At 64.1% G+C, this 21,998-nt stretch carries 20 protein-coding genes and 1 pseudogene; 8 read left to right on the top strand and 13 right to left on the bottom strand.

Annotation, left to right across the window (positions count from 1 at the left end):
* Window positions 1-6: 6 nt before the first annotated feature.
* Both nirD and nirB read right to left on the bottom strand, forming a co-directional pair.
* Complete coding sequence (nirD, locus tag IF803_RS15820) at window positions 7-336, bottom strand: nitrite reductase small subunit NirD (RefSeq protein ID WP_411783316.1); 330 nt, start codon at window positions 334-336, stop codon at window positions 7-9.
* Complete coding sequence (nirB, locus tag IF803_RS15825; protein ID WP_461192713.1) at window positions 333-2,792, bottom strand: nitrite reductase large subunit NirB; 2,460 nt, start codon at window positions 2,790-2,792, stop codon at window positions 333-335. Before nirB ends, nirD begins: the two co-directional genes overlap by 4 nt.
* A 114-nt stretch (window positions 2,793-2,906) precedes the next feature.
* Here nirB and IF803_RS15830 point away from each other — a divergent pair, with 114 nt between their 5' ends.
* The 3 genes from IF803_RS15830 to IF803_RS15840 all read left to right on the top strand — a co-directional run bounded on the left by IF803_RS15830 (window position 2,907) and on the right by IF803_RS15840 (window position 6,426).
* Window positions 2,907-3,095 carry a hypothetical protein gene (locus tag IF803_RS15830; protein WP_461192714.1) on the top strand — a complete coding sequence of 63 codons (189 nt, stop codon included), beginning with the start codon at window positions 2,907-2,909 and terminating at the stop codon, window positions 3,093-3,095.
* A 334-nt stretch (window positions 3,096-3,429) separates the two neighbouring features.
* On the top strand, window positions 3,430-4,689 hold the full coding sequence (locus IF803_RS15835) for an MFS transporter (RefSeq protein WP_461192715.1): 1,260 nt from the start codon (window positions 3,430-3,432) through the stop codon (window positions 4,687-4,689).
* Window positions 4,690-4,752: 63 nt separating this feature from the next.
* A complete protein-coding gene (locus IF803_RS15840) occupies window positions 4,753-6,426 on the top strand; it encodes a protein kinase domain-containing protein (RefSeq protein ID WP_461192716.1) in 1,674 nt (557 codons plus the stop codon).
* Between the two features lie 273 nt (window positions 6,427-6,699).
* Here the strand turns inward: IF803_RS15840 and IF803_RS15845 are convergent, their stop codons facing one another.
* The 4 genes from IF803_RS15845 to IF803_RS15860 form a co-directional block, all read right to left on the bottom strand.
* On the bottom strand, window positions 6,700-7,326 hold the full coding sequence (locus tag IF803_RS15845) for a hypothetical protein (protein ID WP_229158948.1): 627 nt from the start codon (window positions 7,324-7,326) through the stop codon (window positions 6,700-6,702).
* Window positions 7,323-7,865: a c-type cytochrome gene (locus IF803_RS15850; RefSeq protein ID WP_461192717.1), complete on the bottom strand. Its 543-nt coding sequence runs from the start codon at window positions 7,863-7,865 to the stop codon at window positions 7,323-7,325. Before IF803_RS15850 ends, IF803_RS15845 begins: the two co-directional genes overlap by 4 nt.
* 86 nt (window positions 7,866-7,951) lie before the next feature.
* Complete coding sequence (locus IF803_RS15855; protein WP_245288655.1) at window positions 7,952-9,724, bottom strand: PQQ-dependent dehydrogenase, methanol/ethanol family; 1,773 nt, start codon at window positions 9,722-9,724, stop codon at window positions 7,952-7,954.
* Between the two features lie 135 nt (window positions 9,725-9,859).
* Window positions 9,860-10,330, bottom strand: a complete 471-nt coding sequence (locus IF803_RS15860; protein WP_080583245.1) for a copper chaperone PCu(A)C — start codon at window positions 10,328-10,330, stop codon at window positions 9,860-9,862.
* A 126-nt stretch (window positions 10,331-10,456) separates the two neighbouring features.
* Here IF803_RS15860 and IF803_RS15865 point away from each other — a divergent pair, with 126 nt between their 5' ends.
* Window positions 10,457-11,452: a phosphotransferase gene (locus IF803_RS15865; protein ID WP_461192718.1), complete on the top strand. Its 996-nt coding sequence runs from the start codon at window positions 10,457-10,459 to the stop codon at window positions 11,450-11,452.
* Between the two features lie 46 nt (window positions 11,453-11,498).
* Here IF803_RS15865 and IF803_RS15870 read toward each other — a convergent pair whose 3' ends face one another.
* The 3 genes from IF803_RS15870 to IF803_RS15880 all read right to left on the bottom strand — a co-directional run bounded on the left by IF803_RS15870 (window position 11,499) and on the right by IF803_RS15880 (window position 12,868).
* Complete coding sequence (locus IF803_RS15870) at window positions 11,499-11,681, bottom strand: hypothetical protein (protein WP_245288656.1); 183 nt, start codon at window positions 11,679-11,681, stop codon at window positions 11,499-11,501.
* 87 nt (window positions 11,682-11,768) lie between these two features.
* On the bottom strand, window positions 11,769-12,224 hold the full coding sequence (locus tag IF803_RS15875) for a cupin domain-containing protein (protein WP_461192719.1): 456 nt from the start codon (window positions 12,222-12,224) through the stop codon (window positions 11,769-11,771).
* 86 nt (window positions 12,225-12,310) lie between these two features.
* Window positions 12,311-12,868, bottom strand: a complete 558-nt coding sequence (locus IF803_RS15880; RefSeq protein ID WP_028339353.1) for a zinc metalloprotease — start codon at window positions 12,866-12,868, stop codon at window positions 12,311-12,313.
* Window positions 12,869-13,491: 623 nt separating this feature from the next.
* Between IF803_RS15880 and IF803_RS15885 the strand changes: the two genes are divergently transcribed.
* The gene (locus IF803_RS15885) at window positions 13,492-15,330 is read left to right on the top strand and encodes a caspase family protein (RefSeq protein ID WP_461192720.1); all 1,839 of its coding nucleotides are present in this window, start codon (window positions 13,492-13,494) and stop codon (window positions 15,328-15,330) included.
* 202 nt (window positions 15,331-15,532) lie between these two features.
* On the opposite strand, the gene IF803_RS15890 is transcribed toward IF803_RS15885, so the two are convergent.
* Together IF803_RS15890 and IF803_RS15895 are read right to left on the bottom strand one after the other, a co-directional pair.
* On the bottom strand, window positions 15,533-16,180 hold the full coding sequence (locus IF803_RS15890) for a DUF4384 domain-containing protein (protein WP_461192721.1): 648 nt from the start codon (window positions 16,178-16,180) through the stop codon (window positions 15,533-15,535).
* A 20-nt stretch (window positions 16,181-16,200) separates the two neighbouring features.
* Window positions 16,201-17,913: a caspase family protein gene (locus IF803_RS15895; protein ID WP_461192728.1), complete on the bottom strand. Its 1,713-nt coding sequence runs from the start codon at window positions 17,911-17,913 to the stop codon at window positions 16,201-16,203.
* Here IF803_RS15895 and IF803_RS15900 point away from each other — a divergent pair.
* The gene (locus IF803_RS15900) at window positions 17,803-18,084 is read left to right on the top strand and encodes a hypothetical protein (RefSeq protein WP_461192729.1); all 282 of its coding nucleotides are present in this window, start codon (window positions 17,803-17,805) and stop codon (window positions 18,082-18,084) included. The two genes, IF803_RS15895 and IF803_RS15900, sit on opposite strands and share 111 nt — an antisense overlap.
* A 36-nt stretch (window positions 18,085-18,120) precedes the next feature.
* On the opposite strand, the gene IF803_RS15905 is transcribed toward IF803_RS15900, so the two are convergent.
* On the bottom strand, window positions 18,121-19,845 hold the full coding sequence (locus IF803_RS15905; RefSeq protein ID WP_461192722.1) for a hypothetical protein: 1,725 nt from the start codon (window positions 19,843-19,845) through the stop codon (window positions 18,121-18,123).
* A 171-nt stretch (window positions 19,846-20,016) separates the two neighbouring features.
* On the opposite strand from IF803_RS15905, the gene IF803_RS15910 reads away from it, so the two are divergent.
* Complete coding sequence (locus IF803_RS15910) at window positions 20,017-20,298, top strand: hypothetical protein (protein ID WP_092082356.1); 282 nt, start codon at window positions 20,017-20,019, stop codon at window positions 20,296-20,298.
* Window positions 20,299-20,386: 88 nt separating this feature from the next.
* Entirely contained in the window at window positions 20,387-21,367 is a 981-nt protein-coding gene (locus IF803_RS15915) for a DUF4424 domain-containing protein (RefSeq protein ID WP_461192723.1), read from the top strand.
* A gap of 8 nt (window positions 21,368-21,375) precedes the next feature.
* On the opposite strand, the pseudogene IF803_RS15920 reads toward IF803_RS15915, so the two are convergent.
* Window positions 21,376-21,998: pseudogene (locus tag IF803_RS15920) on the bottom strand (serine/threonine-protein kinase); the annotation flags it as partial.

The raw sequence follows: 21,998 nt of genomic DNA on the forward strand, positions 1-21,998 counted from the left end.
GACCGCTCAGCTCACCGCAGCCGCCTGCCGCACCGACAGCCAGACAATGCCGTTCTCGACCTTGGCCGGATGGGTATGGGTGCAGCCCTCGTCGGGCGCGACTGCCTGCCCGCTCGCCAGCTCGATGACGAAGTTATGCAGCGGGCAGGTCACGCGCTTGTTGTGCACGATGCCCTGCGACAGCGGCCCGCCCTTGTGCGGGCAGCGGTCGTCGAGCGCGAACACCTCGTCGCTCTCGGTCCGGAACACCGCGATGTTGCCGCCCGGCGTGCGCACCACGCGCGAGCCGAGCCGCGGAATGTCGGTCAATGCGCCGATTTCGATCCACTGGGTCATGCGAGCTCCAATTCGGCGAGAGGCGCGAACTCGTTGCGGTCGACGCCGCGGCTGGCACGCTCAGCCCACGGATCGGTCTGCGCGAACTGCTGCGAATAGGCAAAGCGGGCGAACAGCGCCTTGCGGTTCGCAACGTCGTCGACCACGCGCTTCCTGATCTGCTCGAGACCGACGCGGTCGCACCATTTGTACATGCGCTCGAGATACCAGCCCTCCTCGCGGTAGAGCTGGGTCAGCGCCACGATCACCCCGAGGCATTCATCCTCGGTCTCGACCTTGGTCAGGAACTCGGTGCCCTTGATGTGCAGTCCGGCGGCGCCGGCGAAATGGATCTCGTAACCGGAATCGACGCAGACCACGCCGACGTCCTTGCAGGTCGCTTCCGCGCAGTTGCGCGGGCAGCCGGAGACGCCGAGCTTGACCTTGGCCGGCGTCCACGATCCCCACATGAACTTCTCGAGCTTGACGCCGAGGCCGGTGGAATCCTGGGTGCCGAAGCGGCACCATTCGGAGCCGACGCAGGTCTTCACCGTGCGCAGGCCCTTGGCGTAGGCGTGGCCCGACACCATGCCGGCGTCGTTGAGGTCGGCCCACACCGCAGGCAGGTCCTCCTTCTTGACGCCGAGCAGGTCGATGCGCTGGCCGCCGGTGACCTTCACCGTCGGGATGCTGAACTTCTCGGCGACGTCGGCGATCGCGCGCAGCTCGCTCGGCGTCGTGACGCCGCCCCACATCCGCGGCACCACCGAATAGGTGCCGTCCTTCTGGATGTTGGCGTGGACGCGCTCGTTGATGAAGCGCGACTGCTGATCGTCACGATATTCACCAGGCCAGGTCGCGAGCAGATAGTAATTCAGCGCCGGACGGCAGGAGTGGCAGCCATTCAGGGTCTTCCACTCCATGAAGCGCATGACCGCGGGAATGGTCTTGAGCTGCTGCTCGACGATGACGCGGCGAACGTCGTCGTGGCTGTGATCGGTGCATTTGCACAGCGGCTTGACCTTCGGCGCCGCCGAATAGTCGCCGCCGAGCGTGAACGCCAGCACCTGCTCGACAAGGCCGGTGCAGGAGCCGCAGGACGACGACGCCTTGGTGTGGGCGCGGACATCGTCGAGCGTGAACAGCTTCTTCTCGCTGATCGCCTTGACGATGGCACCCTTGCAGACGCCGTTGCAGCCGCAGACCTCGGTCTCGTCGCTCATCGCGGCAACCGAGCTCTGGCCGCTGACGCCACCATCGCCGAGATTGGCGGCGCCGAACACCAGGCGCTCGCGCATATGCGAGACGTCGGTGCCGTCACGCAGGTGCTGGAAGTACCAGGGGCCGTCGATGGTGTCGCCATAGAGCACGGCGCCGACGATCTTCTTGTCCTTCAGGATTATGCGCTTGTAGACGCCACGGTTGGCGTCCTGCAGCACGATCTCCTCCTTGTCCGGCCCCGGTGCGAAGTCGCCGGCCGAGAACAGGTCGATGCCGGTGACCTTCAGCTTGGTCGAGGTGACCGAGCCGTCATAGGTGGCGAAACCCTTCATCGCGAGGTGGTTGGCGCAGACCTTGGCCTGGTCGAACAGCGGCGCGACGAGACCGTAGGTCTGGCGGCGGTGCTGCACGCACTCGCCGACCGCGTAGATGCGGCCGTCATAGGTCTGCATGGTGTCGGAGACGACGATGCCGCGCTCGCAATAGAGTCCGGCCTTCTTGGCGAGCTCGAAATTCGGGCGGATGCCGACCGCCATCACCACGAGATCGGCCGGCAGCTCGGTGCCGTCGCCGAAGCGCACGCCGGTGACGCGGTCCTCGCCCAGGATCGCCTGGGTCTGCGCCGGCATCTTGAACACCATGCCGCGCTCTTCCAGCGACTTGCGCAGGAGCCCGCCGGCCACCGGATCGAGCTGACGCTCCATCAGCGTGTCGAGCAGATGCACGACCGTGACGTTCATGCCGCGCTTCATCAGCCCGTTGGCGGCCTCGAGGCCCAACAGGCCGCCGCCGATCACGACCGCGTTGCGATAGTCGGTCGAGGCCTTGATCATGCGATCGACGTCATAGATGTCGCGGAAGCCGATCACGCCCGGCAGGTCCTTGCCCGGCAGCGGCAGCATGATCGGATTTGAGCCCGTCGCGATCAAGAGGCGGTCATAGGGCACGCGCTCGCCGGCTTCGGTGACGACCTCGCAGGTGCGGCGGTCGATCATGGTGACAGTCTCGCCCTTGCGCAGCGTGATGTTGTTGTCCTCGTACCAGTCGACGGTGTTGAGCATGATGTCGTCGACGGTCTTCTCGCCGGCGAGCACCGGCGACAGCAGGATGCGGTTGTAATTGCCGTAAGGCTCGGAGCCGAACACCGTGATGTCGTAGAGATCGGGCGCGCGCTCCAGCAGCGCCTCGACCGTCCGGATGCCGGCCATCCCGTTGCCGATCACCACGAGCTTCTGCTTGGTCACTTTGTCGAGCATGGTCTGCCTTTCAATTCCGACGGCGCTGCGCAGCGACGCGGCGTGCGTCGTTGATGGGCACCGATAAAGGTTTGGAGTTGTAGGAAGCCCAGCCGCGGGCGCAGACCGTCTTCGATGACGACCGATGTTCCGTTATTGATTGTTATTCAAAACGCGTGCCAACTCGCGGCGGGCGAATCCGGCTGCAAAATCAACAGGTTTCCGGCCGACCAAAATCCGCCGGGTCGCCCGCCGCGCCGACAGCCGGCCGAAATTTTAGCCACGCCGATGATCTCTTGTGCATCACAGCATCGCTGGCCGTGATGGCGATCGCGAAGTCGCATTTGATGCGCAATCGCACCGGCTTGGCGCATCGCACAAAAAAGCACCAGCGTGCGCGTTTGCGCGGCGGCACTTGCCGCAAGCCACGCCACGTGCGGCCGCGGAACGCTGTTCGCGATTGCGCGGCAACGTCTTGCGACTGCACGGCAAAGCGACGCGACCCGATCGATGGCATGGTAATTGCTGACCACAGCTGTCGACGGAGTGCGTCTCAACGACGAGCGCGCTCAGCATTCACCCACATTCCATTTGTCTGCGCTTGAGACGGCCGCGCCTTGTGCGGCTGCCTCCGCCGCATCAACGCGAGATGCTTGCGATGAAGCTAGCCGAGTTCAAGAAGGCAGGTCACTGGCCGACACTGCTTGCCGCGTTCCTGTACTTCGACATCAGTTTCATGGCGTGGGTCGCGCTCGGACCGCTGATCGTCTACATCGCGCGCGACATGAATCTGGCGGTGAACGAGAAGTTCACCTTGGTCGCCATTCCCGTGCTCGCCGGCGCGCTGCTGCGCGTGCCGATGGGCATTCTCGCCGACATCATCGGCGCCAAGCGCACCGGCATCATCGCCCAGTTCGTCGTGATCGCCGCGACCGCGGCGGTATGGCATTTCGGGCTGACCAGCAAGTTCGCGATCGAACTGTTCGGGCTGGCGCTCGGCGTCGGCGGCGCCTCGTTCGCGGTCGCCCTGCCCCAGGCGAGCCGCTGGTATCCGCCGCAATATCAGGGCGTGGTGATGGGGATTGCCGGCGCCGGCAATATGGGCGTCGTGCTCGACACGCTGCTTGCACCGACCATTGCCGAGCATTGGGGCTGGCAGGCCGTGTTCGGCTGCCTCTTGATTCCGATGCTGATGGTGCTCGCCTATTACGCGTTCGCAGCCAAGGACGCGCCGGGCGAGCGCAAGAAGGTCTCGCTCCAGGCTTACGGCGCGCTGCTGAAGGATTCCGACAGCCGCTGGTTCATGTTCTTCTACTTCATCACCTTCGGCGGCTTCGTCGGCCTCGCCAACGCGCTGCCGCTCTATTTCACCGTGCAGTATCATGTCTCCGGCGTCGCGGCCGGCATGCTGGTCGCGCTGATCGTCGCGTTCGGCTCGGGGTTCCGTCCCGTCGGCGGCATGATCGCCGACCGGATCGGCGGCATTCGTTCGCTGTCGATCCTGTTCGGCGTCGTGGTCGCCGCCTATCTTGTCATCGCCTTCATGCCGGAGGGCCCGACCGCGCCGACGGAGGCCGGCTGGGCGTTGACCGAACTGCCGCGCATCGCCTGGATCTCGGTGCTGCTGTTCTCGATCGGCGTGCTGGCGCTCGGCATGGGCAACGGCGCGGTATTCCAGCTGATCCCGCTGCGCTTCCGTCACGAGATCGGCCTGATGACCGGGCTGGTCGGCTGCGCCGGCGGCGTCGGCGGCTTCTTCCTTGCCCAGACGCTCGGCTTCGCCAAGGGCATGACCGGCGGATTCGGGGCGGGCTTCCTGTTCTTCGGCGGGCTGGCGTTGCTTGGCTTCATCGGACTTGCCATGGTCAAGGTCCGCTGGCGCACCACCTGGGGCGCGGTGTCGGGAGCGCGCGTCTGAGGACTCCGCTCCGCAATGTGACGGGGCTCGGACGTGGCGAACGGTTCGCAACGGGACTTGGGGGTGCGCGTCGGCTTCGCCAGCGAGACCGGCAAGCGCGCCGCCAATGAGGATTATGTCGCGGCCTGCCTCGGCCAGCCGGGCTCGGTCCATCGCGACGTCGTCGCCGCGGTCGCCGACGGCGTCGGCGGCCACAAGGGCGGACGCGAGGCCGCGGAGGTCGCGGTCCGCAGCTTCATCGACGCCTATTATTCGCTGCCCGAGACGCTCGGCGTCCGTCGCCGCGCCGCGCGGGCGCTGGAAGCCGCCAACAGCTGGATCTACGGCCAGGGCCGCGTCGATGCTGGGCGCAGCGGCATGGCCTGCGCGTTCTCCTCGATCATCCTGTCGCGGCGGCAATGTCATGTGATCCATATCGGCGACACCCGTGCCTATCGCCTGAGCGACGGCCGGCTGGAACGCCTGACGCAGGACCATATCGCCGGCCGCGGGGACCTCGCCCACATGCTGAGCCGCGCCATCGGTTTCGAGGAGTTCGCCCGCTTCGACTACACGTCCCTCGGGCTCCGGCAACACGACCGTCTCCTGATCTGCAGCGACGGGGTTCACGGCGCGCTCGGCGATTTGCGCCTCCAGCAATTGCTGGAGGAACGCACGCCGCCCGACGAGTCCGCGCGCAGCATCGTCGATGCCGCCCTCGGGGCCGGCAGCAGCGACAACACGACCGCGCTGGTGCTCGACGTCGTCGACCTGCCGCCGGCGGACCGCGACGATCTTACGCACGCGATCGCGACGCTGCCGATCCTCGATCTGCCGGTGACCGGCGATACGATCGACGATTTCAGCCTCGGCGACGTCTTGTCCGACGGGCGCTACAGCCGCCTGTTCAAGGCGACTGACAAGCGCGCCGGCCGCGAAGTGGTGCTGAAGTTTCCACATCCACGGGTCGCGAGCGAAGGCTCCTACCGCCTCGCCTTCGTGCGCGAGGCCTGGGTCGCGGCGCGCGTGCGCAGTCTCTGGATCGGCGAAATCATCGAGGTGCCGGCGGAGCGGCAGACCAGGCTCTATTCGGCGATGCCGCTCTACGAGGGTGAAACGCTGGAGCAACGGCTTGGCCGCGCGCCGCGGCTGTCGCTCACCGAGGGCATCGCGATCGCAACCAAGCTGGTGCGCGCGGTCACCGCGCTGCACCGCGCCGGCATCATCCATCGCGACATCAAGCCCGACAACGTGATCCTGCTGAAGGACGGCGGGTTGCGCCTTGTCGATCTCGGCGTCGCGCGGGTGCCGCTGCTCGAGGATTTTCCCGCCGAGGACATTCCGGGCACCGCGAGCTACATGGCGCCGGAACTGTTCGGCGGCAAGGCCGGCGACGAGGCCTCCGACCTGTTCGCGCTCGGCGTCACGGTCTACCGCATGTTCACGGCGAACTATCCTTTCGGCGAGATCGAGCCGTTCTCGCGGCCGCGCTTCGGCAAGCCGGCGCCGCTGTCGCGCTACCGGCCGGACCTGCCGGCCTGGCTCGACGCGGTGATCGGCAAGGCGCTCAGCGTCGATCCGGCGCAACGCTTCGGCGATGCCATCGAGTTCGCGCACGAACTGGAAAACGGCGCGACCTGGGCCGGCCCCGCCGTCGCGACCCGCAAGTCACTGCACGATCGCGATCCCGTCACCTTCTGGAAGGTGCTGTGCGCGATCCTGGCCCTGGTCGTCGTCGTGCTGCTGGCGCGGCACTGAGCATTGATGAGATCAAGTTGAAGACCGCCTGTACTCCCTCTCCCCGTTCTTACGGGGTCGAGACAAGCGAAGCTTGCTCTTAGAGGGTTGGGGTGAGGGGCCGTCTCCGCGTATTCGGAGATAGCTGCATGTGCAGAGACTCCCCCTCACCCGGAACGCATCTCACGATGCGTCATAGCCGAAGCTCTGGCTTCGGCGTTCTTGAGAACGGCCGCCGAAGGCGGCCTATGCCTCTCCCCGCACGCGGGGGCGAGGTGAAGCGGAGTTTGCAGCTCAGGACCCGGCGCGCCGGATCGTGATCCGGGTCTCGTCGGTCATGTCCTTGAGCTCCTTGTTCGGCTCGCGGTAGAGATGACGCTCGATCTCGACCGTGCGGCCGTCGGTGGTCTTGGTGCATTTCTCGTCGACAAATACGCCGCCGACCTCCTGCTTGTCGGCGCCCGGCTGTGCCTTCGAACAGGTCCAACCGTCCTCGCCATAGCGCGATCTCGCCTGTAGGCCGAGCAGGAACGCCTTCTTGCGCAGATAGAGCCGCGCCTTCGGATCGGTCTCGATCATGAGCGCCGCGATCTTGGCGTCCTTGTCGATCATGACGGTGAGGATCGCGGGATGGCCGCCGACCATGGTGCCTTCCCGCCCGCTCTCGCGATCATACTCGAAGCGGATGCCGCGCAGCTGGTCCGGTCCGGCCTGGCAAGCCTGCCACTGCGCCCAATCAGCCAATCTGTGGGTCTTCTCTCCGACGCAGGTCAGATTAATGTAGCCCGCGTCCGGCACGCTGCTGATCGCCATTCCGACGCTGATGTCGCGCAGGTCTCCCGCGGTCGCCATCGCCGGCACCGCTGCCGTGACGGTGACAGCGAAGACCAAGCCACGGATTGCCGATCCTTGCTTGCTCATGGCTTTGCCTTCTCGCTCTGGTCGGACGGCGCCGCGGCGTGGCCGGCCTCCTTGTAGATGTTGCAGACCCGCGAGCCATCGCCGAAGAACGCGATGCACTCATCGTAGGTCGGCTCGCCCTTGCCTTTGACCCGGGCGAGCACGTAATCGGCGACGGCCTCGATCTCGTTCGGCCGCAGGAACACATTCGCCTCGGGCGGCATGCGGTCCGCGACGTCCTGCCGGGTCATCTCGTAGCATTTCGTGGTGTCGTAGGAGCCGCGCACGAAGAACGGCATGCCGGTGCCCGGCCGCCCGCACGTCACGGTCTCGATGATCTGCTCGCGGGTCAGCTCGGTCTTGCGCAGCGACAGCGCGTCGCCGCCATAGCCGCCGCCGCCATTGCCGTGCCATTTGTGGCAGCCGACGCAATTGCCGCGCTTGAACACCGCCTTGCCCGCATCGGTCGGATCGCTCGCCGACTGCGCTTGCGCGGTACCGGTGGATCCCATCACCAGCGCGCAGCCGAGCCACGCGCCAACCAGCCATACTTTTTTCATTTGTCTTGTTTCTTGTCTTTTTTCTTGTCTTTCTCGGCCAAATCGACGCGGGAGGCCTCGGTGAGAGGCCTCCCGCGATTGCGACGTCAAAGGGCGAACACGTAGAGCATCGAGCCCGGCTGCATCCGCTTCAGCTCGGGCGTGGCATCGATGAACCACTTGTCCCAGGCACCGCCGAGGCCGACCAGGATCGCGACATACTGCTTGCCGTCCACCGAGAACGTCATCGGGGGCGCGTTGACGCCGCCGCCGGTGTTGAACTGCCAGAGCTGCTGCAGCGATTTCGCGTCATAGGCGATCACCTCGCCGGACGGCTGTCCGGAGAACACGAGGTCGGGCGTTGCCAGGATGCCGCCGAGGTTCGGGAATTCGGTCTCCGCCTTCCCCGCCACCTTGCCGGTGGTGACGTCGATCGCGGTGACGCTGCCGGTGATCTTGACCGGCTGGCTCGGTCCGCCGCCCGTGAAGAACTCGCGCTTCTTCAACTTGTCCGGCGTCGTCTCCTCGACCGTGATCCGGTTGCAGCTCTCGATCACCGGGATGTACCAGAGCTTCAGGTTCGGATTATACGCGGTCGGCGGCCAGTTCTTGCCGCCCATGTTGCCGGGGCAGATGTCCGTCACCTTGTTGGTCCGGCTTGGCGTCACCGCCGCGTTGTAGCGCTGCACGCCCTGCTTCGGATCATACTCCACCGGCTTGCCGGATTCGGGGTCGAGACCCTTGGTCCAAGTCACCTTCTTGACGAACGGCAGACCCCAGATGAACTTGCCGCTGTTGCGGTCGATCGCATAGGCAAAGCCGTTGCGGTCGGCCTCGAGCGCGAGCTTCTGCGTCGTGTTGTTCGGACCGGGGACGTCGACCAGCACGTTCTCCGCCACGCTGTCATAGTCGTAGGGATCGTTCGGCGTGTGCTGGTAGTGCCACTTGATCTTGCCGGTGTCGGCATCGAGACCAAGCGAGGAGTCGGTGTAGAGGTTGTCGCCGGGCCGATACTCGTTGTCCCAGTCCGGTCCGGGATTGCCGACGCCCCAGACGATGGTGTTGGTCGAGGGGTCGAAGCTGCCGGTGACCCAGGTCGATCCGCCGCCGCTCGCCTTGGCGTCCTTGTCGTCCTTCCAGGTCTCGTGACCCGCCTCGTCCTTGCCCGGGATGGTGTGGGTGCGCCACACTTCCTTCTGGCTCTTCAGGTCGGTCGCGGCGATCCAGCCGCGAATGCCGTATTCGGCGCCGGCCACGCCGGTGATCGCCATGTCCTTGACGATCAGCGGTGCGCCGGTGATCACCTCGCCCTTGTCGGGATCGGCGACCTGGCGCTGCCAGGCGACCTGCCCGGTCTCCTTGTTGGTCGCGATCAGGCGGCCGTCGAGCGTGTGCGAGACGACGAGGTTGCCCCACAATGCGACGCCGCGGTTGTCGACGCCGCAGCAGGCGACCGCGCCGGCCCAGTCATGGTCGGTCTTCGGGTCCATCTTCCAGAGCAGCACGCCTTTACCGCCATGCGCATCGATCTTGTAGACCGAACCCCAGCCGTCGGTGACGTACATGAAGCCGTTCTCGACGATCGGCGTTCCCTCCAGGCCGCCATGCGACCAGATTCCGCCGCCCTCGACGCCGCCGAGATGCATGGTCCAGGCGACCTTCAGGTTCTTGACGTTGTCCTTGTTGATATCGGCCAGCGACGAGAAGCGCGTCGCCGAATAGTTCTTGTGGTGGTGCAGCCAGTTGCCTGCTTCCTTGTCAGCATTGAGCAGACGGTCCTGATTGACATCGTCGGCGAGCGCCAAAGAGCCCGCGAAGGTCGCTGCGGATGCTACTGCCGCGGCGAGCATATGCGACTTTACCCAATTCAACCTTGTCATGAGTTCATTTCCTCCGGATCTAGCATTCTTCATTGATCGAACCGCCCGTCACACACGGGCGGTCACGCGAGAAGCCTTGAGTCCCGGCGCGTGGCTGTGCGCCACCCGCCGCCTTCTTGAGTCACTTGTGTTAGGTCACTTCTGGACCTGTACCTCCGTCTCGATGGTGCCTGCTTTCTGAAAAACGATCGCGCATTTGAAGGTCTCGCCCGGCGTGAGCGCCTGACGCATCTGCAGAAGCATGACGTGATAACCGTCACGCTTCAGCTCGAGCATTGCCTTTGCCGGCACTGGTATATTGGATATCGAGCGCATCGCTGGTGCGCCCTCGCCGCGATCCACAGTATGACGCTCGGAAAAATTCGCAACCGGGCAGCGGACACGAAGCAGCGCATCGGCGCTGTCGGCCTCGTTCTTGATCGTCATCGTCAACGGAAGGTCCCCGCCCGCTTTGTCGACCGCCGGCACGCGCGCGTCCACAATCTGCAAGGACTCGTTCGCGGCGGCGTTATGCACCACTCCGAACGTGCTGATCAGGCAGAATAATGGCAACGCGATCCATGATCGGCACGCAACGGCGCAATGCAACCCCCGCTCGAACGACATCAAGTTCTCTCCCAACATGATTTTTGCAGCATTGTTTCACGCTTCGTCGTGCGCTGCCAGCAATAGATCGCGAACGCTGATCAATGCGATTTCGGCACGCATGGCGGCCATGCTAACTTCTTGCGCATGAGTGCTCTCGATAAACTTCCGCCGATAGAGCGCGACGCAGCACATGCCGCACTGCGTCAGGTGATCGGCACCGCGGCGATCGACGCCGTCACATCCGTCTCGGGCGGCGCAACGTCGGCGCAATTGTTCCGGATCCATGCAGGCGGCGAGAATTATTTGCTCCGAATCGAAGGAATGCCGAGCCCGCTGCGCAATCCGTTTCAGTATGTGTCGCTCAGGATCGCGGCCGAGGCCGGCATCGCGCCGCGACTCCATTATGTCGACGAGGCCTCGCGCATCGCGGTGATGGATTTTGTGCAGCGGCAGCCGCTCGGCCGCTATCCCGGCGGCCTGCCGGCGCTGGCGAAGGCGCTCGGCGAATTGCTGGCGCGCCTGCAGGCGACGCCGACCTTTCCCGCTTTCGTGCGCTACCCCGACATCGTGGCCCGGCTCTGGGCCCATGTCGGCCGCACCGGCCTGTTCGCGCCCGGCGTGCTTGAGCGCTGCAACGCGCATCTCGCGCGGATCCGCGCGGCCTATGCCTGGGACGAGGCCAACTCGGTGTCGAGCCACAACGACTCGCTCCCCGCCAACATCCTGTTCGACGGCAACAGGCTCTGGATGATCGACTGGGAATCCGCCTATCGCACCGATCCGCTGGTCGACCTTGCGATTGTCGGCGACAGCCTGGCGCGCACGCCGAAGCTGGAAAACATCCTGCATCGTGCCTGGCTCGGCCGCCCGCTCGACGAGGCGCTGCGCGCACGGCTCGCACATGTCCGCGCGCTCACCCGGCTCTACTATGCCGGCGTGCTGCTCAGCGCATCCGCGACGGCGCCGCGCGCCACACCCGACACGAGCCTCGCAGCACCGACGCTTGCCGAGCTCGCAGAGGCTACACGCGCCGGCTTGCTCAAGGCCGGCACGCCGGCGGCCAAGCACGTGCTGGGCAAGATGTTCGTCGCCTCATTCCTGACCGAAATCGAGACGCCCGGCTTCGATCTTTCGGTCTGACGTTCAACCCGGCGGATCGAACGTCGACGGAAAACTGCGGCGCAGCTCACTGCGGCACCGGGTGCAGCCTTGCGAGCTGGTCGAGCGACAATTCGGCCTCGCGATCGCTCAGGGGAAAACGCACGATCACGTCCTGACGCGACAGCTGGCCCCACAGCCCGTCCGACGACCATTTCTGCGGCTCGGGTCCGCGCGGACCGTCGACCCAGATGAAATACCATTCCGCCATCGACGCGACCAAAGCTCCTCGCCGGAACATTGGTCCTTCGCCGGCCAATCCGCAACGCCCGATTTCGGGCGCGGCGCGGCAGGTGGGCTATTCGTACGGCGTGCCGTCCTTGTGCAGGAAGCGGCCGTCGGAGCTCGGGCTCATCATGTCGATGTCGGAGCAGGTGATGACGTCGGCGCGCGAGCGCGAGCCGACATCGAGATAGGTCGCCGTCATCTGCGACCTGTTGATCAGATGATGCCCGTTGCCGGAGTTTTTCGGAAATGCCGCGCAATCGCCGGCCCGCAGCACCGTCTCGCCGCCGTCTTCCACCAGCACCACTTCGCCCGCGAGCACATAGACGAACTCGTCCTCATCCGAATGCCAGTGGCGCTGGCTCGACCAGTTGCCGGGCGGCAGCCGCATCAGGTTGACGCCGAAGTCGGCGAGCCCGCCGGCATCACCGAGACGCTGCCGCGCCCGCTCGGCGCACGGCGCGGCGAACTCCGCCGGATAGCCGGTCCCCTTGCGTTCCGGCACGTTTGCAAGGTCGATCCTGGGCATGGCGTCTCTCCGGCGGTCGGTGGGCGAACGAGCGATCGGGCCGGCGGCAATCCGTCCATGGAAGGCGCCGGCAGCAGGTTCCGAGGTCAGCCGCCAAATCGCTTCACCAGTTTTGAACTTTTGGCCGTGCTGATCTGCTGACCGGTCAAATCGCTTCCCACGCTCAATCCCTTCGTCATCAAGTTGCTGCGCAGGGCGGCCTGCTTCTCATCGGCGTAATCTACGTCGACGTGGTCGAGACTCATCAAATGCCCAAGTTCATGGGCCCACGCGCGTCCGTTGGCAAAGTCATTGCCATACCATTGGACAAAGCTTGCCGGCTCGGGATCGCTATGAAGGTATGAGCTGCCACCGGCCGAGAGATTGACAATCGGGTTGACGAGATAAATGTGGACCGCGTTGTCGGGAGCATGCCGGAGACTGAGAACATCCAGCACGCGCTGGTCATTGTTGCGCGCGCTCTTCGCCATATCGAGCGGTTTATCTTCCACGTAATCATTGATCACGAACGCGATCTTGGCCTTCGCCCAGATCTTATTGACCACATCCAGTGCCTTCTTGGCGGCCTCGCCACTCCATTTTTGAGGCTCGGCGACACCTTTCTCGGCAAATGGCGTGACGTAGATTTTCAGCGGAATTGACATGTGCGTCTCCAACGCTAGAGATTTCCACGACACCTGCGGTGGGGGTCCACGCGTCGACGTCCGGATCCCGAGGACGCAGATTTCGATTCTTTCGGGACTCGCACGTCTCAGCTCGAGCGGATCGGCGTTGCTTCCAGATAGACGCAGTTCGCGCTCCTATGGAAGAGGCCCGCGGCGCGACAAACAGCCGAAACGAGCCGGCTGAACCTTGTCGACGCCACCGAGACTAACGACGCGGCCGCCACACCCTGACGATCCGCGCGAGCATCGCTTGAGCATGCGGGTCAATTCCGAGATCACTATCGAGAGATGGAACTTCGCTTGGCGAAGCCACCCGGATGGCGGCACTGCCAGCCATTCCGGCGCCAAAGATAAAAATCAGATATTTCAATATCTTACAGGTCAACTGACATTTGTTCGGCCGTCCGCCACCGGCCCTACACGCTTCGGTGTATCCTTGAACATTCTCGCTTCCCCAAGCGACAACATCAGGAATGGATTGGACTCAGGATTGTTACCGTACGGAGGCATGCCGGCGCTCGTAACGCTTGACGCAGTGGAGTTTGCGCGCGGCCACCTTCGATAAAGCTGCCGTTGTTTTGAGCCGATTTTGGACGTTCGCCATGCGCTACACGCTCCTCCGAGTTCTTGTTGTTCTTGCTGCTTCAGTTCTCCTGGCGTCTCAGCCAGCCTGGGCAACGAAGCGAGTGGCTTTGGTGGTCGGAAATTCGAACTATCAAAATGCGCCATTGCTTCCAAATCCTGCCAATGATGCCACCGCAATCGCCGCGACCTTGAAGGGCGCCGGGTTCGATTTGGTGGAGTCCCGGCTGAACCTGACCTCGAGCGACATGCGGCGGGCACTGAGGGATTTCGCCGACCAAGCTCGCGATGCAGACATCGCCATCGTCTACTATGCAGGTCACGGAATCGAGATCGACGGGACGAATTATCTGATTCCGACGGATGCCAGGCTTGAACGCGACACTGATATCTATGACGAGGCCTTCTCGCTCGATCGCGTCCTGCTGGCTATCGAGCCCGCGAAACAGCTCCGCGTCGTGATCGTTGACGCCTGCCGCAACAATCCATTCGCCGACACGATGAAGCGAACCGTCGCTTCGCGCGCGATCAGCCGCGGGCTCGCCCGGGTAGAACCCGCCGTATCCAATACGCTGATCGCGTTTGCGGCCAAAGCCGGACTAACCGCACTCGACGGCAACAGCACGAACAGTCCCTACGCGACGGCGCTGGTGAAATATATCGCAAAGCCTGGACTCGACCTGCGCAGGGCTTTCGGCTTCGTCCGCGATGATGTCTTGCAAGCCACCGGTAATCGACAGGAACCCTACGTTTACGGATCGCTGGGCGGTGAGGACGTTGCGCTCGTACCAAAGGCCGAGGAGCCGGCGCCGCCGCCGGCTAACGCCTCGTCGGAGATTCGTCGCGACTACGAATTGGCCCTGCAACTGGGTAACAAGGCCGCTATGAGCGCGTTCCTCGCCCAGCATCCCGACGGCTATTACGCAAATCTGGCCAAGCTTCAGCTCAATCAGATCGACGCGGAGGACGCGCGCGTCACCGCCACCAGGAAAGCGCAGGAAGCGGAGCAGCAGAAGGCTCGGCTTGCGTCCGAAGGTGCCCAGCGAGCGGAGCAGGAAAAGGCGGCCGCAGATTTCAAGGCTGCGGAGGATGCCCGCATCGCGGCAGAAAGAACAAAGCAGGCAGCGCAGGACCAAGCTGCTGAGGCTGAACGGAAGCGGACCGCATCCCAAACCTCAACGGTCGCCATGCTTTCCGCGAACGGACCCGCGCCCGACAGCGCCAGGCCGGATAATATTGCAACCGCTACCCCATCGCAGAATAGCGAGGGCGCGAAGGTTGCCGCCTTGAACACGGCGCCGCCGCAGGAGGATCTTGCCAAATCGGTGCAGAGCGAATTGAGCCGGGTTGGCTGTTTTACTGGCTCCATCGACGGTGAGTGGAACGCGGCCTCGCGTCGCTCCCTGACCCTGTTCAACCGGCACGCCGGAACCAAATTTGACGTCAAGCTTGCAAGCCTCGATGTGCTCGATGCGATCAAGCTGAAACCGGCCCGGGTTTGCCCGTTGATCTGCGAGCATGGCTACAAGGCCGACGGCGATCAGTGCCGCAAGATCACCTGCGCCGAGGGCTCGTTCCTGAACGAGGATAACGAATGCGAGAAGCGGCGCGGGAAAAAGCCGGTGGCGAAGCGCAACATGGATGAGCGGCCGTCGCGCGCCGATCGTCCGGTCCGCGAGAGGCCCGAGCCGCAAGCCGACGTTCCCCGACGACAGGCGACGGCCAGACCCTCTGGTGGCAGCGGCCAGATCGTGTGCGATGCTTATCTATGCCGCCCGGTCCGTCGCGGGTGTCATCTCGATTACCGTGGCGGCGGAGGTCCCGGCGGCGGTACCGGCAATGTCGAGGTTTGCAACTAGGACGGCATGCAGGGCGGCGCGCCCGAGATCGGGCCGCCGTCTCCTCCCCGCAATCGGCAATGCCGGGGGCAAGGGAACCGAACCGCGGGGCCCTGCACGCAAGACGCCGGACAGCAGCCTCGGCCACAAGAATATTCACCACATGATCCCGCCGGACGGTCTCCTCAACCGCCCGGGTAGCCGTAGCAACGCAATCGCTGACCTACTTGATGGAGTATGACTTGATGTCGAACGACCAATTGTTCGGCAACAGTCTTCCGCCGCCGCTGTCCGGTATCCGCAGCTGACTGGTCCAATCCGAGAGATAGCTCAACGTGTCGGCCGGCCCCTGAAGCTTGCGCTGAACGTCCGGCAAATCCAGCAATTGCACACGTCGCTCGCTCAGGATCGCAACGATCACGGCGGACCCGGCCGGCGGCGCGACGACATATTCAAATCCACGCTGCTGTGCCGCCGGCGTCGGAACAATGAATTGGACACCAGGCTTCACAAGATTCATGTCGGGTCCGACCGACTGCGCCAATAGCTCGGCAGTCGGGAAGATCTGGGACATCCGCCCTTCCGCATCCACATCCACCAGCATCAGATAGCCGGGCTTCCTGGCGGTTACGCCGAATGACACCTTGCCGCCAATGTTGACCGTTGGACCCGGCAGGATCTCAAGCGCCACGCCGGCAGCATTTGCCGCGCCGCGCGAGGCCTGTACGCGCCAGAGCAATGGAGCGTTCGTCGCACCTCCCGATGGAGAGGCCGATGGCGGCGGCGCCGCGAGCGCGACGCCGCTTCCCGCCAGCAACAGCACGATCGCGAACCATGATTGCTTGCGGCATACCAGTTCCGCTGGCGACATGGCCCGCTGCCCCAGGATTGTCAGGGAACGCTGAAGAAGCCGATTGACGCGATCCGCGCGTCCGCCGGCAGGTAGCGCTCCAGACTCTTGATCACCTGCCCCGAGGCGCGGCGCCGGTTGAGCTGCATCAGGACCGTCTCCAGATCGACCATCCGCTGCTGCGAGGTCACCGCGACGATCTGCTCGGCGCCGAACGGCTCGCCCACCCGGAGAGGCAGTCGCAGATTTGCCGATCGAGCCAGCGCGGCATCGGACCCCACCGGATACAGTATTTGGATGGTTCCATCACCGGACACGTTGAATAGCAGCACAGCCCGCGAACCGACGTCGGACAATTCGACCTCGACGGTCTGGCCGCTGCGCTGCTGTCGATCATCCGGCCAAATACGCATCAGCTGCGGCGACCGCGTCGCCATGCGCTTAAGCTCCCGAATTGCCGCGGTTCGGTTGACCACTGTCGTCAAACCGCCAACGTCAACGCCATAGGCGACCACGTCGCCCCAGGCGATCACGTCATGAGACACGGGGTCCCAGATCAGGTCGGGATTATCAGTCGGTTGAACTGCCTGCACGCTGGCGTCCTGTGGCTTGAGACTGGTGAAATAATTCATCTTGCCGTCAAGCGCCGCCAAACGGATCGGCGTGGTGAGGCGGAACGGCGGCAGCGCGGCACTGGGCGCGGCCGCGGCGCTCGCAGCGGCACTGGTTGGAGCAGTTTGCGACTTAGCCGTAACGGCCGGCGGCGCGGGAGATTGTTTCTCGGCGGACGCGACGTTAGCAACCTGGCCGGAGGCAGCTCTCGCGGCCGTCCCCTGGATCAGCACCACGCCGCGCGTCAATTCGAAGGCGACCTCGGTTTCCGGCATCTGGGCCGGCGACGATACCGTCACGATGTTCTGGCGCTGGTCGGACAGTTGATAGACCACCTGCCGAACATTGCTGAAAAGCTCCTTCAGGGTCACCTTGCCATCATGGTTGATGTCCGCGTTGCCCTCCACGGCCCGGGCTACGGCATAACTCAGGGCGCCGCGCAGGCCGTCGATCCCGGGAATCCGCACTTCCGGCGCCTTGGTGTGCCGATCGACCGCGGCGATGAACGCGGTGTGGTCGAGATCGAGTTCGGACTTCGGGTCGTCGCTGCTCGACACCGGCTTCAATTCATCGACCAGCAGCGTGTAGCGCGGCACCTGTCGAAAGCTCATCTCGGCCGCACGCGGATCGATATCGCGCACCATTCCGCCGCCATGGCAGGTATCCGCGACGAAGATCACCCTTGCGCCGCGCAATTCGAACTGCCGGATGAAATGATTGAATTCGCTTCCCAGAATGCGCTCGACCGATCCGGCCGGGGTGGTCGCGAATTCGGGCAGCAGGAACACGTTCTCCATTCCGTCCGGTTCGGAGCCCTTGATCCGCTCCGGCTCCTGCGTGCCGTGGCCTGCGATCGACAGGAAGACGAGATCGTTGCTCTTTGTCCGCTCCACCAGTGAGCTGATCTCGCGCAGCACGCTTGCCCTGTCGGCCTGTGCATTGGTCAGCTCGACCACATCGCTGACGCCCATGGTCCTCAGGCTGGACACGATGTCATTGGCGTCGGCGACCGCGCCCTTCAATTTGCGTACATGCTGGTAGTCGTCGATGCCGATGACGAGCGCCCGGAGAGCCGCACCGTCGGGATTGCTTATCGACAGTTCACCCGCCGCATGCGCGTGCTGGAGTGGCAGGCCGATCAACGCAGCGAGCAGGATGGCGGCACACAGCCAACCGGTCCTTCGATCAAAGCCCCTGAGCGTTCGCATCGCGATCCACCTCGATATCAACCAGGTCCGCCCTGGAACCACGCCGGCAAGGCAGAGCGGCAGGAGTGCCGTCCGGACCTCCAGAAACCAGCGCGCAGGCGGTGATCCATGTTCATCTGTAGCCTTGGCAAGACCTCAGGTTCAGCGCCGTTTATTCGCCGTCTTGCGGCCTGTCGGCGCCTCGGTCTCCTGATAGGCGTTCGCGGAAACGGTCGCCTGATCGTCTGCGAACGCCCGAAAGCGGACCGGAACGTAACCGCGCGCGAGCAGGCTTGCGAGCGGATAGACGTTGCGGCAGACCCGACCGTTGCAGCCACCCGTCGAGGATTCCATGACCTCGGCCTTGCGATCGGGCGTAAACCGCAGGAACAACATCACGTGGGAACCCGGCTTGTTCAGGGCGTCGCCAGGCTTGAGGTCCCAGGGGTTGGTCACAGGTGCGGCGATCGCGGGGATGGCGGCGGTCGTGTAGTGGACGGAAAGTCCCCACGTGGCACTGACGAATGCCGAACAGTCGACGCCGGCCACATCCGGCCGTGGCTCGTTGCGGGTGCAGACATTGCCCGCCAGCGTCCCGCTGTCGATCCGCTGCCGGAAGTTCGCGAGCGAACCGTGGCACCCCCAGCAATAGGGCACGCCGCGCACTTCCTGGTTTATCTTGCCCTGCAGGTACCACGGCCGGCGAATACGGCTGAAACCGGAGCATTGGCTGTCGGGATCGCTGCCGTAGTTGGCCGGTGTCAGCTTCCACTGAATGCCCTCAAAGGCGAAGGCGGTCTCGATCGCCTGCTGACGATTGGACGGCCGCACGGCAGCGGTCGCATTGAACTTGATATCCGGCCGCGCCGCCGCCGGCGCGGCCGCCGTGCGCGATGGCCTGACGTCAATGACGGATACCTTCCCCAGGGGGCGGAAGCCGACACCGACCACCTCGACACCATCCGGCTTGGTGCGCAGAAAATAGACGTCGCCATCGCCCGAAACGGTGACGAACCGCCGGGTCACGGGCGTGTTCTCCAGCGGCAGCTCGTAGATACCCTCTAGGCGTCCGTTCGCGGCATAGCGTGCGACGAAGGTGGAGGCATTCTTGCCCGACGGAGGAATGTCCTCGGCCAGCACGTAGAAGCGGTCGCTGTTGTCGATCTCGAGAAACTCAACGGTGCCGAGCTGGTTGCGGACGCGCAGGCCGAGCTGACCGATGGTCTCGTTGGATACCATGGTCTGGATTTCGACCCGAACGCCGGCATTGCCCTTGTCGGGAATGATATCGGCGATCACCGATCCCTTGCTGCGCGAGGCGATATATTGCCGGTCGGGCTGTCGCGTCGTCCTCACGATGGCCGCGCGCGTATTCTGATCGAGCAAGTCGGTCGGGCTGCTCAGCGCCTGCGAGCCCATCTGGGCGAAGGCCGAAATGGCGACCTGGTCGTCGGTTCCGCGGGATGAGACTTCCTCCAGCTGGATCTCGTCTCCACCCAGCCCGCGTGTGGACTGTCCTGGTGCCGCCTTCAGCATCCGCACGCCGCCGTCCCAAACCATGATGTCGTCGTTATGGACGACGAGGTCGGTGGGCTGCACATCGCCAGGCATCTTCAGGATGTCGGGAGCCGTGTTCGGTTGTTTGGGGTCGAATTGCAGAATACGGCCATTGATTTGATCGAGCACAAACAGGTTTCCCTGTCCGTCAGCGCTGAGCGCTTGCGGGCCCGCGAGTTCGACGTCCTGGCTGGCCGCGACGATCCCCACCATGGATGCAGCCGAACCGCCGGCAAAGCTTCGCACGACCGTATCGTCGGCCCTTGCCCCGGTGGCCGCTATGGCCGCGCCGACGATAGAGAGCCAGATCCAGCTAGATCGACGAAGCATATCCGCCTCAATGTAACCGAACCGAATGCGGCGTCAGTCCGACTAATCCAAGACTGCCTAATCCAAGACTGCGCGAGTGCAGCGTCAATTAGTGGCGAGCAACCCCGATCCCGTTCAACTCTTTCACTGGACGGTGATAGTCCGAACTCCTTCAGCTTGCAGTGCAAAATCATGGCCAGAAACAGATTTGAGCAAGTCAGCGAAATCCAGCCAGACGCGATTACTCTGGTTTTGAGGCGCGACAATGCCGGTGCCTCCGGGTCAATCGTGTTGCCGGCCGCCGCAAGCGGGGGACGCCTGAACAGCGACCAGGTCAGCGCCCATATGCCGGCCCAGGATGCCTTTCGCGGCGCAATCCGTCTCGCCAATGACATGAAGCTCGCGATCGTGGTTTGCGACCCCGATGGCGTCTGGAAGCCGGAATGGGGCGACCTCTACCAGGCGATCGATTGACCCACACGGACAGACGCTGCGGCGCCGCATGGAGGCCGGCATGGCAAATGGAGCGTTAAGCGGGCTGTCGTTGAGGTCGCGAGCCTTGATGATCGCCCTGTTGGCCGCAACCGGCTGGCCTGCGCGGGCAAATGATTCCGCGGCCGAATTGTCCATCGGCGGGCTGCAATTCGTCCGCACCAAGGACGTGGCCATGGCGAGCGAGGAGCTTCATATCGGGCTGGACCGGGTCACCGTTCGCTACCAATTCGTCAACCAGACGAGCAAGCCGGTTGCGCTCACTGTCGCCTTTCCGCTGCCCGACATCGACCTGTCCGAAGCCGAGAACATTGCCCTTCCATCGAGCGATCCGGTCAACTTCGTCGCGTTCGAGACCAGGATCGACGGCAACGCGGTGCCGCTGACCATCGATCAGCGCGCCATGGTCGGCAACAAGGATGTCACCGCCCTCCTCCGTCAGTTCAAGCTGCCTTTGCTGCCGCTCGGTGATCGGGAGATCCGAGTCGCCGACCTGCCGGCGACAACCCGCACCAAGTTGATCGACGACGGCCTTCTGATGCCTGCCGGCATGAGCGACAACGGTCGCCAGCAATATACGCCCGGCTGGGTAACCAAGACATCTGCCGTTCGCGAGCAGGTGTTTCCCGCGGCGCGTACCGTCACGGTCGAACATCAATATCGCCCGAGCGTCGGCTCCAGCCCTGACACGGTCCTGCGCTCGGGTCTGCGTCGCAGCGCGGCACTGGGACCGGAAGTCGAGCGGTACAGGAGAGACTATTGCGTTACGGATGCGTTCCTTGCCGAATTGGACAAGCGCACAGGTGACAGCCAGGCCAATACCGCAAAGCTGCAGGAGCGGCGCATTTCCTACGTGCTCAAGACAGGTGCGAACTGGGCGGGTCCAATCCGGTCCTTCACGTTGACGATCGATCCCGGCGGCGACGACCGTCTGGTCAGTTTTTGTCCTGGCCGGCTCAAGCCCTCATCTGCCGACAATGCACGGCAGTTCACGGCAAGCGACTTCGAGCCGGATGCCGACCTGAAGATCTTGATGATCGGCAAGTTCTGAACGCCGGCTCAATTGGTGAGCATGACATAGCGTCCAGCCGCGGTGATGGCCACGTTGCCGCGTTGAGCTTCGCTCGTCGCCTGCAGGAAGAATGTGTCGGCAGCCATCGGTCGCGGCTGGCGCAATGAATCCAGAACCCGCGGGGCTGCGACGGCCAACAGGAGTTGCGGACCGGTCGTGCGCTCCATCGGCAGGGCAAAGGACAGCGAGTCGACGCCCGGCTTCAGGAGATAGGACAGGCTGCGCACCTCGCCGCGATCCGAGACCATGAGCAGTTCCACCACCCGGTTGGCAAAATTTTCGACGGTCCCGTTGAGGGTCTCGCCGGCCTTCAGCTCCGTCGCCGACAGGTTGATGCGCGGCGCACGCGCTTGATCGCTTCCGACCTGACTGAGGAATTTGACGGCCGGACATTGTGCCTGATTCACCTGCCTGACGCCGACCGAAGCCTCAAATCCCTGCTCCTTTCGAAACGCTTTATCGAAGGTATCGAACGGGGCGGTCGAAGCGCCGAAGCCTTCAATGACGGCTGCGCTTGAGCTCACGGCAACAGGCAGGATGAAGAAGCAGTCGCCGCCCGCATATTGGGCGACATATTTGCGGATGCGCTCGGCTCGACCCGGCCCGTCGG

Source organism: Bradyrhizobium sp. UFLA06-06 (assembly GCF_054820065.1).

Bases quoted from the DNA above. Each gene is read 5' to 3' on its own strand.
- IF803_RS15890 (WP_461192721.1), bottom strand. From the start codon at position 16,180: ATGTCGCCAGCGGAACTGGTATGCCGCAAGCAATCATGGTTCGCGATC.
- IF803_RS15915 (WP_461192723.1), top strand. From the start codon at position 20,387: ATGATCGCCCTGTTGGCCGCAACCGGCTGGCCTGCGCGGGCAAATGAT.
- IF803_RS15845 (WP_229158948.1), bottom strand. From the start codon at position 7,326: ATGAGCAAGCAAGGATCGGCAATCCGTGGCTTGGTCTTCGCTGTCACC.
- IF803_RS15855 (WP_245288655.1), bottom strand. From the start codon at position 9,724: ATGACAAGGTTGAATTGGGTAAAGTCGCATATGCTCGCCGCGGCAGTA.
- IF803_RS15850 (WP_461192717.1), bottom strand. From the start codon at position 7,865: ATGAAAAAAGTATGGCTGGTTGGCGCGTGGCTCGGCTGCGCGCTGGTG.
- IF803_RS15830 (WP_461192714.1), top strand. From the start codon at position 2,907: ATGACGACCGATGTTCCGTTATTGATTGTTATTCAAAACGCGTGCCAA.
- IF803_RS15880 (WP_028339353.1), bottom strand. From the start codon at position 12,868: ATGTCAATTCCGCTGAAAATCTACGTCACGCCATTTGCCGAGAAAGGT.
- IF803_RS15885 (WP_461192720.1), top strand. From the start codon at position 13,492: ATGCGCTACACGCTCCTCCGAGTTCTTGTTGTTCTTGCTGCTTCAGTT.
- IF803_RS15870 (WP_245288656.1), bottom strand. From the start codon at position 11,681: ATGGCGGAATGGTATTTCATCTGGGTCGACGGTCCGCGCGGACCCGAG.
- IF803_RS15835 (WP_461192715.1), top strand. From the start codon at position 3,430: ATGAAGCTAGCCGAGTTCAAGAAGGCAGGTCACTGGCCGACACTGCTT.
- IF803_RS15860 (WP_080583245.1), bottom strand. From the start codon at position 10,330: ATGTCGTTCGAGCGGGGGTTGCATTGCGCCGTTGCGTGCCGATCATGG.
- IF803_RS15865 (WP_461192718.1), top strand. From the start codon at position 10,457: ATGAGTGCTCTCGATAAACTTCCGCCGATAGAGCGCGACGCAGCACAT.
- IF803_RS15905 (WP_461192722.1), bottom strand. From the start codon at position 19,845: ATGCTTCGTCGATCTAGCTGGATCTGGCTCTCTATCGTCGGCGCGGCC.
- IF803_RS15875 (WP_461192719.1), bottom strand. From the start codon at position 12,224: ATGCCCAGGATCGACCTTGCAAACGTGCCGGAACGCAAGGGGACCGGC.
- IF803_RS15910 (WP_092082356.1), top strand. From the start codon at position 20,017: ATGGCCAGAAACAGATTTGAGCAAGTCAGCGAAATCCAGCCAGACGCG.
- IF803_RS15900 (WP_461192729.1), top strand. From the start codon at position 17,803: ATGCTGGTAGTCGTCGATGCCGATGACGAGCGCCCGGAGAGCCGCACC.
- nirD (WP_411783316.1), bottom strand. From the start codon at position 336: ATGACCCAGTGGATCGAAATCGGCGCATTGACCGACATTCCGCGGCTC.
- nirB (WP_461192713.1), bottom strand. From the start codon at position 2,792: ATGCTCGACAAAGTGACCAAGCAGAAGCTCGTGGTGATCGGCAACGGG.